Below are 16,100 nucleotides of genomic sequence, written 5' to 3'. Positions count from 1 at the left end.
ATTAGCAGAATCTGGGAGTAACTGTGACAATTAAAATCTGGAAGTGGTGATAGCTTCTCTCGAAGACGCTTGGTGTAGCTTGCTTCCCCCTATGGGTACGGTGCGCTACACCAACGCGTCCACGCTTAATTTGCCGTTTATTTTATACTGTCAACAGCTAGAGCGTTTGCTTTTCTGCCAAATTACAACTCAAAGAGAGTAAAAATCAGAGTTTGTCCATTATTACAAGGTTACATGACAAAACAACATGAGCTGTATCTCATCTGTAAACGTGTCACACAATGATGACACGAGTCATCGCAAAACTCTCCTCTTATCTTGACGATTAATTTGAGTGCAAAACGATTGCATAATTATCGACTCAGTCAGGCGGATTCAGTCAGGTGTAAAACTTTATTCTGCTAGAGGAGGCTGTACGAGTGGTTAAAAGATTGTCTGAACGATATTTTTTAATAAAACTGTTTTGATTTAAGTAAAAATAGTAAGAGTGAAAATGATGTGGGAATAATTTCTAAGTTGTGCTTAGTACAATGTCTAACCTAGTAATGAAAAGTTCGTAGTAAGCACTTTAGTGTTTACTACGAACTTGTTGACCTTACTAATTTAAACTTAACAGACTATAGCAATCCTATTTGATTTGTGAGAATTTTGGTGTTGACTGTCCTTTGTCATTGGTCATTTGTCCTTGGTTTTGTCTTATGAATGATTTAGGATTGCTATATTAACAAGGATTTTGGGCAACGCATAATTAATTAAAACTACACCGTCAGCTTTTATCCCTGCTTATTTTCTCCCGATATCTAACTGTACTTGCAATCCATCATTGTCACTGCCTGACTGAGCCGGTGTTAAGAAAACTGAAGTGTCTGGCTGTGATAATGATTCGTTAAAGCGAATTTGGGCTGGAGTTTTATTTTCTCTTCTATTATTGTTGGAAAGGCTTGCTGGATTAGTTTGCTCAAAAAAACTTTTAAAGTCATCTTGGGCTGTTTTTTGATCGATTCCAAGTAGAGAATCACCACTTAATCGATATTGTCCGGGATTTGAGTCTGATGCTGGTGATTGAGCGTAGGCTTGGCTTCCTAAGTTTACAAAGGCTGCCGTAATCCCCAAGAAAGCAATAACTTTGGCGTTCATTTGCTCGCTCCAAATTATTTTTAATATTGCTCGTTTATTATTCTCTGGGAAAAATATTTTGATTAACTCTATTGTTAGGTTCAACTATAATAATTTTATTGCGTATATACTTAGCGTGTCAATGATTTTTGCTATTTTAGGGATTAACAAGTTATAGCTTTGATATCTTTTGAGAAGTTGGATTATCTGGTTAAGTTTCTGAGCGATCGCAATTAAGTTCGTTGACATATCCCAGGATGAAATTAAGGATCTTTAACAGTAGCACAAGAGCGATCGCTTGGCTGAAGCTGTGTTTAATTACCAATCACTACAATTTTTGTGACAATCTGACAAATTTGTGACTAAAATAACGAGTTTAATTACCATCACTACAATTTTCGTTACAAATATCATAGTTTTCGTTACAATTTTACAAATTTAGTTACTATCATTACGATTTTCGTGACAAACATCATAGCTTTAGTTAACATTGCTGAGTAGATTGTTGTAATAAACACCAAATACTGTGGATTATACTCAACCAAAATTAAGCTTTAGTAAGGCAAGCTAGCTCTAGAACACCATAAAAAGAACATAATTATGCCTCGTCAAAAGCGTACATATCGCGTTCTAGAAAAAGCTGAATTGAGAATCGCCGGACTCAAAGCAATCGATCCCAGCATGGATTTTGGGGATGCTCGCAACTTGCAAAATGTCGCACAAGTAATTCAGCAGTACCGCAGTAAAATAGATGCTTATAATACCACTCTGGCTGTGATTGATTCTTATAAAAGTGAGATGAAAGAGTTGGAAAAAACTTTGAGCGATCTGAGTGAAAAAATGCTCCTGGGAGTTGCTTTTAAGTACGGCAAAGATAGCTATGAATATCAGATGGCGGGTGGTGTTCGCAAAAGCGATCGCATCCGTAAAAGCAGAGCAACCCGCTTGAAATCGACTGTAGAGGAAGCAGTTATTAAGGATGCTACAACTGCATAAAAGCGCCCTGAGATTAAAGTCTGCTGCTACTGAAACAAAGCTTGTTTTTAGCAAACTTGCAATCTGTCATGCTTGAATGTTGCATTGTTTTGTTGTCTAGAAAAGCAAAGAAAGCAAAACTTCAGTGACTTTTATGCTGTGCATTTTCACTTTAGTCATCAGAAACTTTACGTAAGTCTATTGATGTAACTATAAGCAAACTCGGTAAAATTCGTGAGGTTTAACAGATAGAAATTAACTAAGATTAGCTTTAAATAGCAGTTAATATCTGTTAAACCAAACAAAATTTGTAAATAACTGCTTAATTGTTGATAAGCAACTCTTGTTCAATATAATTTTATCTACTGATGAGCAACTTGAATAGCGAAAGACTAAAACCTAAATTTAATCAGTTGCATTTAATTCCGTATTTAGCAATTGGTTCTTTGATTTTTTATGTAAATTCCAATCTAGATTTAAACTACATAGTTAAAGGATATTTAGTCTTAATGGAATGTCAGCTAGGTATAATCGTTATTTATTTTTTGACGGCAAAATTCACTAACAAACCAAATAAATAGTTAAAGAAGGTCAAAAAGTTTGGTTGTATTATATGCCAATAGATATTTATTAGAGTTAACTAAGGAAGTAAATGTTATGAAGACTAAATCTACAGCAATTATACTTTGCTTTTTTGGCGGGTGGCTGGGAATCCACAAATTTTATTTAGGAGAAAATGTAGCAGGTATTTTGTACTTATTGTTTTTTTGGACTTGTATTCCATCTTTAATAGCCTTTGTTGAATTCTTCGTCTTAGTTTTGATGTCAGATACCGAATTCAATACCAAGTATAATCAAGTTATCGCAAGCACAAGTGGAGCAGTCTCTGCAAAAGATGCAACCAGTGCGCTAGCTGATTTAAAAAATCTTTTTGATTCTGGGATAATTACCGCAGAAGAATATGAAGAAAAGCGCCAGAAGCTTCTGAAATCTTTGTAAATTAAAACTATTAATCGATTTATGATGTCACAATCTAAATCTTGGTTTCAACAAACTCCTGCTTGGGTATGGTTATCATTAATTCCGACATTGGGGGGATTTGCGATTGTCTATGCAGGTTATAAATCCAAGACAAAAACTTGGGTTGTTCTAGGGATTAGCATCTTTATTTTAGCTTTAGCTTTATCCGCTAATAGTTTAGCATTTGCGCCCTGGATAGCTCAAATTGGCATTGCCTTCTATCTCAAAAAATCTTATTTAATCAAAACTTATCCAAAGAATTTACCAATTCCCGAAGAACAAGAGTTAGCTAAGTTAGTTGCGAATACTCGTGAGAAAATAGATATTAATGAATGCTCAAAACATGAATTAGTTAACTATTTAGGACTACCGATAGTTTATGCAAATAACATCGAATCTCTAATGAATGAGGGATATGTTTTCACTCATGTAGAAGAGTTAATCGAAATAGCCGGAATTCCTGAAAAGCAAGTAGATCGAATTACACCACTGATTACTTTTAGATACAACTACAAAAAAGAAGCTGATTGTTCTTGGAAACGATTAAATACATATTCAACTGATGAATTAATTACCTGTGGATTAGATGGAGCGATCGCAGAGCAAATTGTTGTCGAAAGGCAGCAACGAGGTGAGTATAAATCCTTGATTGATGTGAAGCAGCGCACTGGATTACCGTTTAATACTTATCGTCATATCGCTTAGAGGATGTTTGAAAAGTCATGATCGATCTATCAAATATTTTTTACCCCACCCTAACTCTCCCCTTATAAAGCTACCGTTTACACACAAGTTAGAAATGATTGACAAATCCGAGTTTTACCCCACCCTAACCCTCCCCTTGCAAAGGGGAGGGAACTGGATTTTTTTGTTTCCCCCCAATATATTGGGGGGATTAAGGAGGGTAATAATTCGATTAAAATCATAACATACCGCTTTTCAAACATCCTCTTAGACTCTCGATTATCTCGCCTTTTTCCAAGGAAGTTTCACAGTAAATCGACTACCTTTGCCTAACTGACTTTCGGCGTGGACAGTTCCACCATGTAACTCAACAATTTTTTGCACCATTACTAATCCTAAACCAGTACCCGGAGAACGAGGATTAGAAGTATTTTCAACTTGGACAAATGGTTGAAATAATTTAAATAAGTCATCGGAAAGCATCCCAATACCAGTATCTACCACGCTGATAAAGATATATTCATTGCTAGAACTTGGCTGGACTTCAATCCAGACTTCGCCTCCTTCTTTAGTAAACTTAATCGCGTTAGTTAACAAGTTGATAAATACTTGGCGAATGCGGCCTTCATCGACTTGGATGGGTTCGAGTTCTTCAGGAATTTGTGCCGTCAGCCGGATATTTTTCTGGAAGGCTAAATGTTTGACAAAAGTCAAGCAGAAGTCACATATTTCCTGAATCGAAGTAGCAGCTAGTTGCAGTTCGATCTTGCTGGATTCGGTATCGGTAAAGTCAAGGATTTGATTAATTAATTCTAGTAAGTTCTTACTGCTAGATTCGAGCATATTTAAAGACTGGCGCTGTTCTTCATTTACAGGGCCGTATACTTGCTCTTTGAGTGCCTCTGTGATTCCCATAATTGAGTTTAAAGGAGTCCTGAGATCGTAGTTAATGTTTCTTAAAAAGGTGCTTCTAGCACGATTTGCGACTTCAGCGATTTCTTTAGCCTCACGTAGAGCGGATTCTGCGCGTTTGCGATCGCCTACTTCTAAAGTTAGAGTGACAATTTCCGCGATCGCTCTAACGAAGTTTTCCTCGCTCTGTTCCCATTTCCGGGGAATATCAACCTGCTCGTACAATACTGTTCCCACCATTTTGCCTCCAACCCAAAGACTGGTATCAATTAGGGACACAATATTATTTGGTTTGAGCAATTTATCCGATAATTCTTGTACCCGTGGATCGGTGCGAGTGTCAGAGACGGCAATAGTACCAGAAGCTAATAGGGCTTTAAAGTAGATGAAATAATCTGCAACGTTGCGTTCTAAACCTGCTGAATGTTTCTGATTGCTACGTTCATAGAGACTTATACATTGTAGTTTGGTACGCTCGTCATTGAATAACCACACACTGACTCGCTCTACTTCTAAGGCATTGGCTGCTTTTTGGGCGATCGCTTTGAATGCTGTTTCTAAATTTCCTTCAAAAATCGCTTTGTGATTTGCCAATTCTGTAAGTACTTGATGATGCTGTCTTTGTTTTCGCTCGCTGTTAATGCGTTCTTCAACCTCGTGCTGTAATTCTTGAGTTTGCTGTTGAACTTGCAGTTCTAAATCCTTATTTTTACTAATCAGTGCAGTAAAGGTTTTGCGTAAATCCTGCGCCACCTCATTTAAAGATCCACCCAGTACCTCTAGTTCTTGAATCCCTTGTACTTTCACCACTGAGTTTTCGCTGTTGGTAAAATCAGTTAAATCTTTTGTCGCCTTGCTAAAGTGCAAAATTGGTTGAGTAATCCACCTAGCGGTGACAATCCCCAATATAATAGCTAGTCCCAACGCTCCTAAACAAAGAAAAATTGTAGTTTGAATGTTGCGATTAATTTGTCCCATAAAGTCTGCTTCTGGGACAGCTACTATTATCAACCAATTGACATTTGGTTCGCCCTCGAAGGGTCTAACTTCTAAAAATTGTCGTTTGCCATCCAAGGAAAAATCTAGTTGCTGTAAACCTTGAATTCGGTCAAAGTTACTAAATTTAGTTGCTAAATATTTAGCGGTTGCTTGAGTCAAAGAATTGCCGCTTTGAGAAGCTGCTAATCTAATGGGTTTACCATTTTGTAAGCGAAATGGTTCTTCGTTGGTAGAACTTGCAACTAATAGCCCCGATCGCTCGATAATAAAAATTTGCCCAGACTTGCCAACTTTGATGTTTTGCAGCAAATTCCCAATTTGTGATAAGTGAGTGAGAGTGCTGTTGACTCCGAGTAGTTCGCCTTGGGAATTATAAATGGGAAGAGAAGCACTAATTAAGAGCGTTGGTTCAGTGCGGGGTGTAAAAATCTGACTAAAGCTAAACTTTTTGGCGGTAACTGCTGTTTGATAATCAGGACGCGATCGCGCATCATAGTTTTTGATTACCTCTGGTAATTGGGTACGTTGACCTTGAGAATCAATTATGTAGGTGTAAAGGTCATACCCAGTTGACTTATCGGCTTTTCTGAGTAAAAATTGGCGATCGTTGAACTTTTCCACCGCTAAATATTCTTGCTCATTGCTTGCAGTTATTGCCAACGCATCTGGAAAAATCTTTAACTGCTCTATTAAATATGACTCCCAGTTTGCCAGATTTTCTATCTTCAGCAACCCCATGTTAATGATATTTTGATTACTGCCTAGTACCTGACGCCCAGTTGCCAAGTAAGTTTGTAAATTCTGCTCGACTCGATTGGCAACTTCATGACGTAATTCACTAGCTACCTCATTGATTGCCTTTTGCCCGTTTCCGATTGACAAGTATGCAGTCAATCCCACAGCTAGCAAGATTTGCAGCACAAACAACGCTACCAAGATGCCACTTAGAGGTACGCCTTTAAACAGGGAAAAAACACTACCTTGCCCAGTATTTTTGTTCATCTGCGCACTCTCCCTTCCTGTCCTGTAGTACTGAGTACAACACCTCTAGTTTGCTGTCCTGTGGGCTTATGCATAGTTTGTACTCGGTCAGGTCAAGTGCCAATATACCACTTCTGCTAAAAGAACAAAACGTTACATAACTGCACCTGTAGATTTTACCAGCCAAAATATGACTAACGTCCATCACAAAGACAAAGACGGCGATTCATCGCGTCTTGCCTTAACGATTCATCGCGTCTGGCCTTAATCGTAAATATCAAAGAAATTGATGAAAAACTGAATCAATTCGTAACTAGTTGAGATTTATGAGTTATAACTGGCATTTTTAAATAAATCTAACTGTAGACAGATGAAAAGTGAAACGCTACTGTTATCAGAAGCGTATTTTTTGGCGTTCAGATTATCTTTAATCTCGGCGCTCAAGATTGCTCCTAATTTTACCGCATTCTACCCAGCCCAAGACATAGGTTTTATCACTCATGCTCAACGTGTCCACTTCCAATTCTCAGCAAAATCAGCAATTAATTGACAATACTGACTGGAACGTTATTGAAACGGAGTTTAACCCGGCGCAGTTGCATCACAAAGAAACTGTTTTCACTCTTGGTAATGGGTTGTTAGGAGTGCGGGGTACATTTGAAGAAGGATATCCCCAAGATTTTCCAGGCGTACTGATCCACGGTGTTTATGATGATGTGACAATTACTCATACCGAATTGGTAAACTGTCCCAACTGGCTGCCATTGGTAGTGAAAGTAGCAGGCGATCGCTTTAGTATGGACAGTGGTGAAATTCTCAACTACGAACGTCGGCTCGATTTACGCTTAGGTTTAGTTAGCCGTGATGTGCGGTGGCGTAGTCCTAATGGTCATACTCTAGATTTTCACTTCGAGCGTTTTACCAGTTTAGCAGACCAACACGTTTTGGCGATTCGCGCTCAAATTACATCGGTAGACTTTGAGGGTGAAATTACCGTTGAAGCCGGATTTGACAGCGAACCACATACCCAAGGCATCAAACATTGGCGAACCTTAAACCAAGGTGGCATAGATCAAATTATCTGGTTAAACAGTACAACTCTCCACTCAAATATTCAACTTGGGATGGCAGCTAAGTTAGTGGTAGATGGTGATGAAACTGCACCAGTGAGCGTCGAAAAGACTTCTACTTCTCCCACTTTGACAACTACCTTAGAGTTATATCCTGGAAAAACGGTAACTGTAGAAAAAATTGTCACCTTGTTTACTTCACGAGAGACAGAAATCCCCATTGCCACTGCTTTACAAAGACTTGCTGAGGAACCGAGATATACTACTTTATTGGCAGCTCACATTACTGCATGGGAGCAAGTGTGGCAAGACAGTGACATTATAATAGAAGGTGATCGCTTGGCTCAATTGAGCGTCCGTTACAATCTCTTTCAATTACTAGCTGTAACACCGCGTCACGACAGCCGGGTAAGCATTCCTGCCAAAGCTCTCTCTGGTTTTGCTTATAGCGGACATATCTTTTGGGATACAGAAATATTCATCCTACCTTTCCTCACCTTAACTCAACCAGCTCTAGCGCGTAACTTGCTTACCTACCGTTACCACACCCTACCAGGAGCTAGACGCAAAGCTCAAGAAGCCGGTTATCAAGGAGCGATGTTTGCTTGGGAAAGTGCCACTACTGGCGATGAAGTAACTCCGCGTTGGGTTCCGGCTCCCAATGGTGAATTAATCCGCATCTGGTGCGGTGATATTGAAGTGCATATCACCGCAGATATCGCTTATGCAATTTTGCACTACTGGCAGTCTACCAACGATGATGACTGGATGCGAGATTATGGCGCCGAAATTATCCTTGATACGGCTGTTTTCTGGGAAAGTCGAGTGCAGTGGAACCAAGAGCGTCACAGTTATGACATCCTAGATATAATTGGCCCCGATGAATATCACGATCGCATCGATAATAATGCCTTCACCAATCTTATGGTACAGTGGCATTTGCAGTCAGCTTTGGCACTGTGGGATTGGCTCAAACAAGCTTATCCTGAAACCTCAGCAGAACTAGTGCAAAAACTCAACTTAACTACAGAGCGTCTGCACCATTGGGCAGAAATCCAAGAGCGTCTATTTGTCAATGAAGATGCTCAAACAGGTTTAATTGAGCAATTTGAAGGCTTTTTCCAGCTAGAAGACGTTAACCTCGCTGATTACGAACCGCGCAGCAAATCCCTGCAAAGTTTGTTGGGAATTGAAGCTACAAACCAAAAGCAGATTCTCAAGCAGCCAGATGTGTTGATGCTCTTGTATTTATTGCGCGAACGTTATGACTATAACACCCTCGCCACCAACTGGGACTATTACAACCAGCGCACCGACCACAGTTATGGTTCTTCATTAGGCCCAGCCATTCATGCAATTTTAGCTTGCGACCTCAATCAACCAACTGAAGCCTATACACATTTTATGCGATCGGCCTTGGTAGACTTAGATGATGTCAGACTGAACGCCGCCGAAGGAATTCACGCTGCCAGTGTTGGAGGAGTATGGCAAGCAGTAGTTTTCGGGTTTGCCGGTATTCGGATGACTCAATTTGGCCCCATTGCCTGTCCCAATCTACCATCTAACTGGACGCGTTTGAAGTTTCGCCTGCAATGGCGTAACGAGTGGTATGACTTCGATTTACAAGCCGAAACAGAAGTCAAAGTTCCCACTTTGGCAGATACACACTCGACAATTGTCTAATAGACTTTTTGGATAAATCAATGAGCTTTCACCCTAAATCCCTCTCCCAACTTGGAAGAGAGGGACTTTGAAATTGGCTTGGCTCCCCTTCTCCCAAATTGGGAGAAGGGGTTGGGGCATGAGGGCAATAAACGCTGGTGTTGTGAAGTAAATTTTCTTTGATGATAGATGTCGTAACATCTAAGTATGATTCCGTACAGAAAGTTTTTATTCTGAATATTTAAGAGATGGGAACTCTAGCTAATAAGCTTAATTAAAGTATCCCACCGAACACTGCTAATCATGTCCGATTTTGCTCATTCCACATTGGGCCAATCTTCTTCCCTTCGTTTGACTAGAAGCTTGAGTGCTGTTGAAAGTTGGGGCTTTGGTTTGACAGCTCATATTTCTTGGACAGCATTGGTTCCAGCGATTCATGCTGCTCTCGGTTCCCAAGCTATTTTTGTTTGGATACCTGCGGTGATTTTTGGAATGCTGCTTAACTATCAGGTAAAACGCTTAGGTTTGCATTTCATCAATGTAGCTGGAGGAACACCTAACTATGCTACCAAGCTACTGCATAACTACCCAAGACTAGCTCGCTATGCAGCAATTGGATACCTTCTCAACTGGGTTTCTTACCTGTCAGTGAATACAATCGTACTCAGAGATTTAATTAAAGTAAATTTAGAGACGCTGGGTATCACCTGTCCAGACATCTTTCTGGATATTAGCTTTACACTCTTGCCTTTTATTGTGGCATTTAGTGGGACTCGCGCCCTGAGTATTTTACATTTGTTTTTTGTAATTCCAGCCTTTGCACTGCTAATAACCTTCTGTATCCAAGGTCTTGGTTGGTTAGCGTTTTCTCCCGTTAGTCCTGGGTTTTTTCCTAACAGTTGGTCATCTTTGAGCTTCGTGGATTGGGCAAAGTGGTTCTTTTTCGTCACTTATGCAACCTACAGCTGTGAAACGGCTTCTTCCTTTGTCGCTGATAGCCGCCACCCCACCCAGACGCTACGGTTTCTAAACGTTGCCGCCTGGATGATGCCACTCATCTTTTTGGGAGGGTCTTGGGTAGTGATGCGGTTAGCAACAAATCCCAACCTTAAAGATAATGCTTTCCTAAATCTGGTGGCAGCTTCCCAGCCCTTTTGGGGAAGATTCGCTGGTGTAAGTGTTTCTTTTTTACTAGTAGCTGCAAGTCTTTTAGGTTCGGCAACAGTGGTTTCTAATTGCCCGCGAATTTTGTATCAACTGGCTTTAGATAACCACATTTCACCAGTATTTTCTGTGGTCTCACGTCGGGGTGTGTTTGTCCCTGCATTGACATTGACACTGGGATTGTGCTTAATCTATTTGATTTGGGGAGATGTAGCGCGAATCGTCGCTGTTGGTAACATCGGTTGGTTTGTCTCTTTTATGTTACTGCATCTGGGGCTTTGGCTTCGGCGCGATCGCCCGGAAGTTTTATTTCCTCGCATATCTCTGGCTATTCTGCTGTTAGAAGTTGTGGTGCTATTGGTGGGCGGATTTGCTTGGGGTTGGCTCAACTTGCTGATTGGGCTATTATTTCCCATTAGTGTTATAGGAATAGATGCGGTAATTCGCCGTGTGAATTTCCCTGCTTTGCATCCTGATTGGTGGATGCGGCGATATCGCACGCGCCCTGTAGTAATTATCAAAGATTCAGTAATTCTTCAGGTGAGCATTCTGATTTTTTTACTGTGCAGCGCCGTGGCAGTTGGCTGGTTATTTGGCGTCAAACTCAATAATGTGGCGACTGCGGGCGGTGAAAATATATTTGTGGTGCTACTGATGAGCGTGGCATTTGTGGGAGTAGCGATCGCTTGTTGGACAAGTTTACCGCAAGTGGTAGCGATCGCAGAAGCCAGAGTTGCTGCCGAACACCTCTTTACAGTCGCCCAAGATGGTATTTTAGTCGTAGATAATCGAGGTATTATCCAGCAAGCAAACCCAGCCACCAAATCATTCTTTGGTGTCAACCCATCAGAGTTGCGGGGAAATCACCTGAACAAATGGCTACCCGCATTAGTCTACTCTCCAGAGCAGTGGACAAAGCGTAGCGAACAAATTTTAATCGGCAATGGGAAAAACAGAACTCTAGAAGTTTCCATCTCTGACCGACCCCATCGGGATTTTCAAGAATATGTTGTGATTCTCCACGACATTACCCAGCGCAAACAAGCAGAACAGATATTACGATACTCAGAAGCACAATTGCGGCAAGAGGCAAAGCAGTTAGTATCTCAACTGGTGCATAGTGAAAAAATGTCGAGTTTGGGACAGTTAGTAGCAGGTGTAGCGCATGAAATCAACAACCCAATCAATTTTATTTCTGGCAATGTCAGCTATGCCAATCAATATATCCAAGACTTATTAAGATTGCTGCAATTATACCAGAAAAACTATCCTAATCCAGTAAAGGAAATTCAACAAGAAACAGAAGCGATCGACTTAGATTTTTTGATTGCAGACTTGCCCAACTTGCTAACTTCTATGACAGTTGGTGCAGAACGAATCATAGAAATTGTCTTATCTCTGCGAAACTTTTCCCGATTAGATAACGCAGAGATGAAAGCTGTGGATATCCATGAAGGTCTAGATAATACGTTGATGATTCTGGAACATCGCCTCAAACCTAAATCTTCTAACAATCTAGCAATTGAGGTGATTAAAGAGTATGGCGATCTGCCATTAGTAGAATGTTATGCTGGACAACTGAATCAAGTATTTATGAATCTTCTCGCAAATGCGATCGATGCTTTAGAAGAAGCAGTGGAAAATGGTGAATGGGAAGTAAGGGAAGAAACGCTCTCTACTCCTCAGATAAGCATTCAGACTAAACTCACTAGCGAAAATCAGGTAGTTATTCGTATTGGCGACAATGGTATAGGCATTCCCGAAAAGGTACAAAAACAATTATTTGAACCATTTTTTACGACTAAACCAGTTAATAAAGGTACTGGGTTAGGTTTATCTATTAGTCATCAGATTATCACCCAAAAACATCAGGGAAAATTAGAATGTATTTCTGCTCCTGGGCAGGGGACAGAATTTGTAATTGTAATTCCGCTAAATCAGCAAGCTATCTAATTGTCAATATTATTTGACGTGGTTAAAATTTTACCCTTAGCGTTGCTAAAATGTTAGGCTGAGATTTTCTGGCTAAACCGCCTGTATAGGCTGTTACCTAGAAAAAGTCTGGCTATTACTCCGATTTTGGTAGTGAGAGAAAGGATTTGTTCATGGCAAGAGATAGAGCTTATTGGGAAGCAGAGCAGCGTATTGAACAGGCACGGCAAGAGGGAGTAATAGAACTCGATCTCAGCAACATAGAACTTACCGAACTGCCAGAGGCGATCGCATCCCTGACCCAATTGCAACAGCTTGACCTTTCCGAAAACAAATTGACGACACTGCCAGAGGCGATCGCATCCCTTATTAATCTAAAAATACTGAATGTTAGCAGTAAACCTGGGCACGATCAGAAAAATCAACTGTCAGCACTGCCAGAGGCGATCGCATCCCTGACCCAATTGCAACAGCTTGATCTCTCTAACAACGAACTGACAGAACTGCCAGAGGCGATCGTATCCCTGACCCAATTGCAACAGCTTGATCTCTCTAATAACGAACTGACAGAACTGCCAGAGGCGATCGCATCCCTGACTCAGTTGCAATGGCTTGACCTCTCCAACAACCAACTGACCGAACTGCCAGAGGCGATCGCATCCCTGACTCAGTTGCAAGAGCTTGACCTCTCCAACAACCAACTAACGGAACTGCCAAATTCATTAAGTCGCCTACTGTATTTAGAGATATTTGATTGTGGAAGTAATCTACTCAGACAAGTTCCATCAGTCATAAAAGAACTGAAAAGGTTGAAAGAATTATATATTTACGCAAACGATTTAGAAATAATTCCTTCATGGATTTGTGAACTGCACGTATTAGAAATACTCAGCATTGGTGGCAACCAAATTTCGGAACTTCCTAAATCACTGGATAAACTCCAAAGTTTAGAATTTATCATTTTAGGAGCTGATGATGGTGGTAATCCACTGAGCAAAGTTCCTCCATGCATTCAACGAATGAAGCAAATTCGGAGGATTTGGGCAAATAACTGTGAACTGCATTTTTTGCCTGACTGGCTGAATGAACTCCCACAGTTGGAAGAACTCTATCTAGGAAGCAACTGTCTAACCGATTTGCCAGCATCGCTAGGGCAACTTCCTCACCTAAAAGATATCCAGCTTGACGACAATCTCCTCAATCCTGACCTTGCAGCCGCTTACGAACAAGGCACGGAAGCAGTCTTCCAATACCTGCGGGCAAAGGCAGAAGCACAGATAACTCTGAATGAAGCCAAACTGATCCTAATTGGCGAAGGTGAAGTAGGTAAGAGTTGTCTATTGGGGGCTTTGCGCGGGGATGAATGGGTGGATGGTCGCCCCACAACTCACGGAATTGAAATTAAATCTGTAATCGTCACCGATCCCGACAGTGGTACAGAGATATCACTTAATGGCTGGGATTTTGGCGGTCAACGGGTTTATCGACCGACGCACCAGTTGTTTTTCAGTGCGCCAGCCGTGTATCTGGTGATCTGGAAACCACGGGAAGGCCCCCAGCAGGGCTTTGTCAAAGAGTGGATTACGCTGATCAAAAATCGAGAACCAGATGCAAAGGTGTTGGTAGTTGCAACCCATGGCGGCCCCGGACAGCGACAACCGGACATTAACAGACAAGAAATTATCGATCAATTTGGCAAAGATACGGTAATCGATTTCTTTCATGTAGACAGCAAACCCAACGATGATACGACGGATTGCGCTGGTCTTGCAGAATTAAAAGATACTATTGCTCGTGTCGCTGCATCTCTTCCCGAAATGGGGCGTTCCGTTCCAGCAAAGTGGCAACGGGTGCGGGAAACCTTACAGACAAGTGACAAAGCCTATCTCCCCTACAATGATATCATTGCAATCTGCGCTGAACAGGGAATCGATGAGGAGCAAGCAGAACTATTCCTTCGCATCTCCCATATATTAGGGCATTTTATCCATTACCATAACGACTCAACACTACGCAATATCGTCATCCTCAAACCCGACTGGCTGGCAAAGGCGATCAGCTTCGTGCTAGATGATAGAATGACACGTAGACGCAACGGTTTGGTGGAGTTTGAGCATCTCAGCCAGTTGTGGAGCCATCCGCCATTTGCAGGCGAAGAAGGCTACCCCTCAAAATTGCATCCAATCTTTCTGCGGCTGATGGAACGCTTTGATCTATCCTACAAAGTGGTATTCGATCCGTCAGAAACTAGCAATACCACCCTGATTGCTCAACTTGTTTCCGACACACGCCCGGAGCCATTGCCCAATTGGGGAGAGCAACCGGAAGCCGGAGATAGACAACAGGTGCAAATCTGCCGCATTGTGGACGGTCGCGGACAGTTTGCAGCAGCAGAAGGATTATTTTATCAGTTGATTGTCCGATTGCACAAATACTCACTGGGGCGGACTAATTACGAAAACAGCATTCACTGGCAACGCGGCTTAATGCTTGACAATGACTACAATGGTCGGGCATTGCTGGAGTATGTTAATACCGATGTAAAAATCACAGTGCGGGCAGCTTATCCTGAACGGTTCCTCTCCTATCTCACGGAAGAGATTAAATGGCTAGTTGAAAACCCCAAGAATCCTTATTCTTTCAAAGGTTTGCGTTGTAACGTTATGGTTCCCTGCATTGAATCTTGCGGTATGAATGCCCCTGGAAACGGACTGTTTGAGGTACAAAAACTAATTGAAAGTAAAAAGAAAAATCGTCATGAATTCCCGTGTCCCATTTCCGGGTGTGGCGAATGGCAAAACATAGATCGACTGCTGAATAACGCGCCGACTGCTCAACCCCCATCCCAAGAAATTGGCATTGAGCAGCTTCGAGGCATTATGCAAGACGAGCTAAAAGTCATTCGCAGAGATTTAGTAACCTTAGATCGTCGAGATGAAGAACGCTTTCAGAAATTGTCTCAAGAGCAACGCACCATTTTAAGCCAAGCGGACGAGCAGTTTGCCGCGCTGATGCAGATGCTCACCGATGAAGCAAAAGACGGCCCGCGCCTGTTCAGTTTTAAACCTATCGATCCGAAATTTTTTGATCGCCCCAAATGGATTAGTGCCAAGTTTCAACTCACCCTCTGGTGCGAACACGCACGTCAGCCACTTCCAGCCTTAAATCCCAACGACAAGAAAAAGGGAGTCTATGAATTAGACTTGCCGCGTGAGTGGTTTACCAAGGCAGTCCCCTATCTCAGAATTTTGACCGGAACCCTGAGCCTAGTCTTACCTGTGGCAGGTTCGGCAACTAAATTGATACTGGATGATACCACCTACAAAGCCATTGAAGAACAGCTCGATTTGGGACAGAAAAGCATCGAGTCTACTTTGAAGGGAAGTGATATGGCTTTGGCTGGAAAGTCGAAGAGCGATGCCTCTTTCTTGGAAGGCGATGCAATACGCGCTCAAGGCTCGATTTTGCGAGAATTACACGCCTTATTGAAAGAAAAAGATCCTAGTTTTGGTGGTCTAGTGCGGGTACAAAACAAACGCCGTGAATTTCTCTGGGTTCATCCTCAATTTGTAGATGAATATTAAT

At 41.5% G+C, this 16,100-nt stretch carries 8 protein-coding genes; 6 read left to right on the top strand and 2 right to left on the bottom strand.

What is annotated here, in order from left to right; translation table 11 throughout:
* Window positions 1-783 precede the first annotated feature (783 nt).
* On the bottom strand, window positions 784-1,137 hold the full coding sequence (locus RMY64_RS10050) for a hypothetical protein (RefSeq protein WP_322699936.1): 354 nt from the start codon (window positions 1,135-1,137) through the stop codon (window positions 784-786).
* Window positions 1,138-1,716: 579 nt separating this feature from the next.
* Here RMY64_RS10050 and RMY64_RS10045 point away from each other — a divergent pair.
* The 3 genes from RMY64_RS10045 to RMY64_RS10035 all read left to right on the top strand — a co-directional run bounded on the left by RMY64_RS10045 (window position 1,717) and on the right by RMY64_RS10035 (window position 3,816).
* Window positions 1,717-2,112, top strand: a complete 396-nt coding sequence (locus RMY64_RS10045; RefSeq protein WP_322699935.1) for a hypothetical protein — start codon at window positions 1,717-1,719, stop codon at window positions 2,110-2,112.
* 579 nt (window positions 2,113-2,691) lie between these two features.
* Window positions 2,692-3,090 carry an NINE protein gene (locus tag RMY64_RS10040; RefSeq protein ID WP_322672750.1) on the top strand — a complete coding sequence of 133 codons (399 nt, stop codon included), beginning with the start codon at window positions 2,692-2,694 and terminating at the stop codon, window positions 3,088-3,090.
* Window positions 3,091-3,111: 21 nt separating this feature from the next.
* Window positions 3,112-3,816: a helix-hairpin-helix domain-containing protein gene (locus RMY64_RS10035; RefSeq protein WP_322699934.1), complete on the top strand. Its 705-nt coding sequence runs from the start codon at window positions 3,112-3,114 to the stop codon at window positions 3,814-3,816.
* Window positions 3,817-4,074: 258 nt separating this feature from the next.
* Here the strand turns inward: RMY64_RS10035 and RMY64_RS10030 are convergent, their stop codons facing one another.
* Window positions 4,075-6,708 (bottom strand): ATP-binding protein, encoded by a 2,634-nt coding sequence (locus RMY64_RS10030; protein ID WP_322699933.1) that lies wholly within the window; start codon window positions 6,706-6,708, stop codon window positions 4,075-4,077.
* A 479-nt stretch (window positions 6,709-7,187) separates the two neighbouring features.
* On the opposite strand from RMY64_RS10030, the gene RMY64_RS10025 reads away from it, so the two are divergent.
* The 3 genes from RMY64_RS10025 (at window position 7,188) to RMY64_RS10015 (ending at window position 16,099) form a co-directional block, all read left to right on the top strand.
* Window positions 7,188-9,440, top strand: coding sequence for a glycoside hydrolase family 65 protein (locus RMY64_RS10025; protein ID WP_322699932.1), 2,253 nt, complete (start codon window positions 7,188-7,190; stop codon window positions 9,438-9,440).
* 282 nt (window positions 9,441-9,722) lie between these two features.
* Window positions 9,723-12,536 carry an ATP-binding protein gene (locus tag RMY64_RS10020; protein WP_322699931.1) on the top strand — a complete coding sequence of 938 codons (2,814 nt, stop codon included), beginning with the start codon at window positions 9,723-9,725 and terminating at the stop codon, window positions 12,534-12,536.
* A gap of 152 nt (window positions 12,537-12,688) precedes the next feature.
* Window positions 12,689-16,099, top strand: a complete 3,411-nt coding sequence (locus RMY64_RS10015; RefSeq protein WP_322699930.1) for a COR domain-containing protein — start codon at window positions 12,689-12,691, stop codon at window positions 16,097-16,099.
* Window position 16,100 lies beyond the last annotated feature (1 nt).

This window comes from Nostoc sp. DedQUE08 (assembly GCF_034530895.1).
Classification (GTDB): Bacteria; Cyanobacteriota; Cyanobacteriia; order Cyanobacteriales; family Nostocaceae; genus Nostoc.
This window is presented reverse-complemented; position numbering and strand designations above follow the sequence as displayed.

What these genes read in the sequence shown, in the direction of transcription:
- RMY64_RS10050 (WP_322699936.1), bottom strand. Translation starts at nt 1,137, where the DNA reads ATGAACGCCAAAGTTATTGCTTTCTTGGGGATTACGGCAGCCTTTGTA.
- RMY64_RS10045 (WP_322699935.1), top strand. Translation starts at nt 1,717, where the DNA reads ATGCCTCGTCAAAAGCGTACATATCGCGTTCTAGAAAAAGCTGAATTG.
- RMY64_RS10035 (WP_322699934.1), top strand. Translation starts at nt 3,112, where the DNA reads ATGATGTCACAATCTAAATCTTGGTTTCAACAAACTCCTGCTTGGGTA.
- RMY64_RS10030 (WP_322699933.1), bottom strand. Translation starts at nt 6,708, where the DNA reads ATGAACAAAAATACTGGGCAAGGTAGTGTTTTTTCCCTGTTTAAAGGC.
- RMY64_RS10025 (WP_322699932.1), top strand. Translation starts at nt 7,188, where the DNA reads ATGCTCAACGTGTCCACTTCCAATTCTCAGCAAAATCAGCAATTAATT.
- RMY64_RS10020 (WP_322699931.1), top strand. Translation starts at nt 9,723, where the DNA reads ATGTCCGATTTTGCTCATTCCACATTGGGCCAATCTTCTTCCCTTCGT.
- RMY64_RS10015 (WP_322699930.1), top strand. Translation starts at nt 12,689, where the DNA reads ATGGCAAGAGATAGAGCTTATTGGGAAGCAGAGCAGCGTATTGAACAG.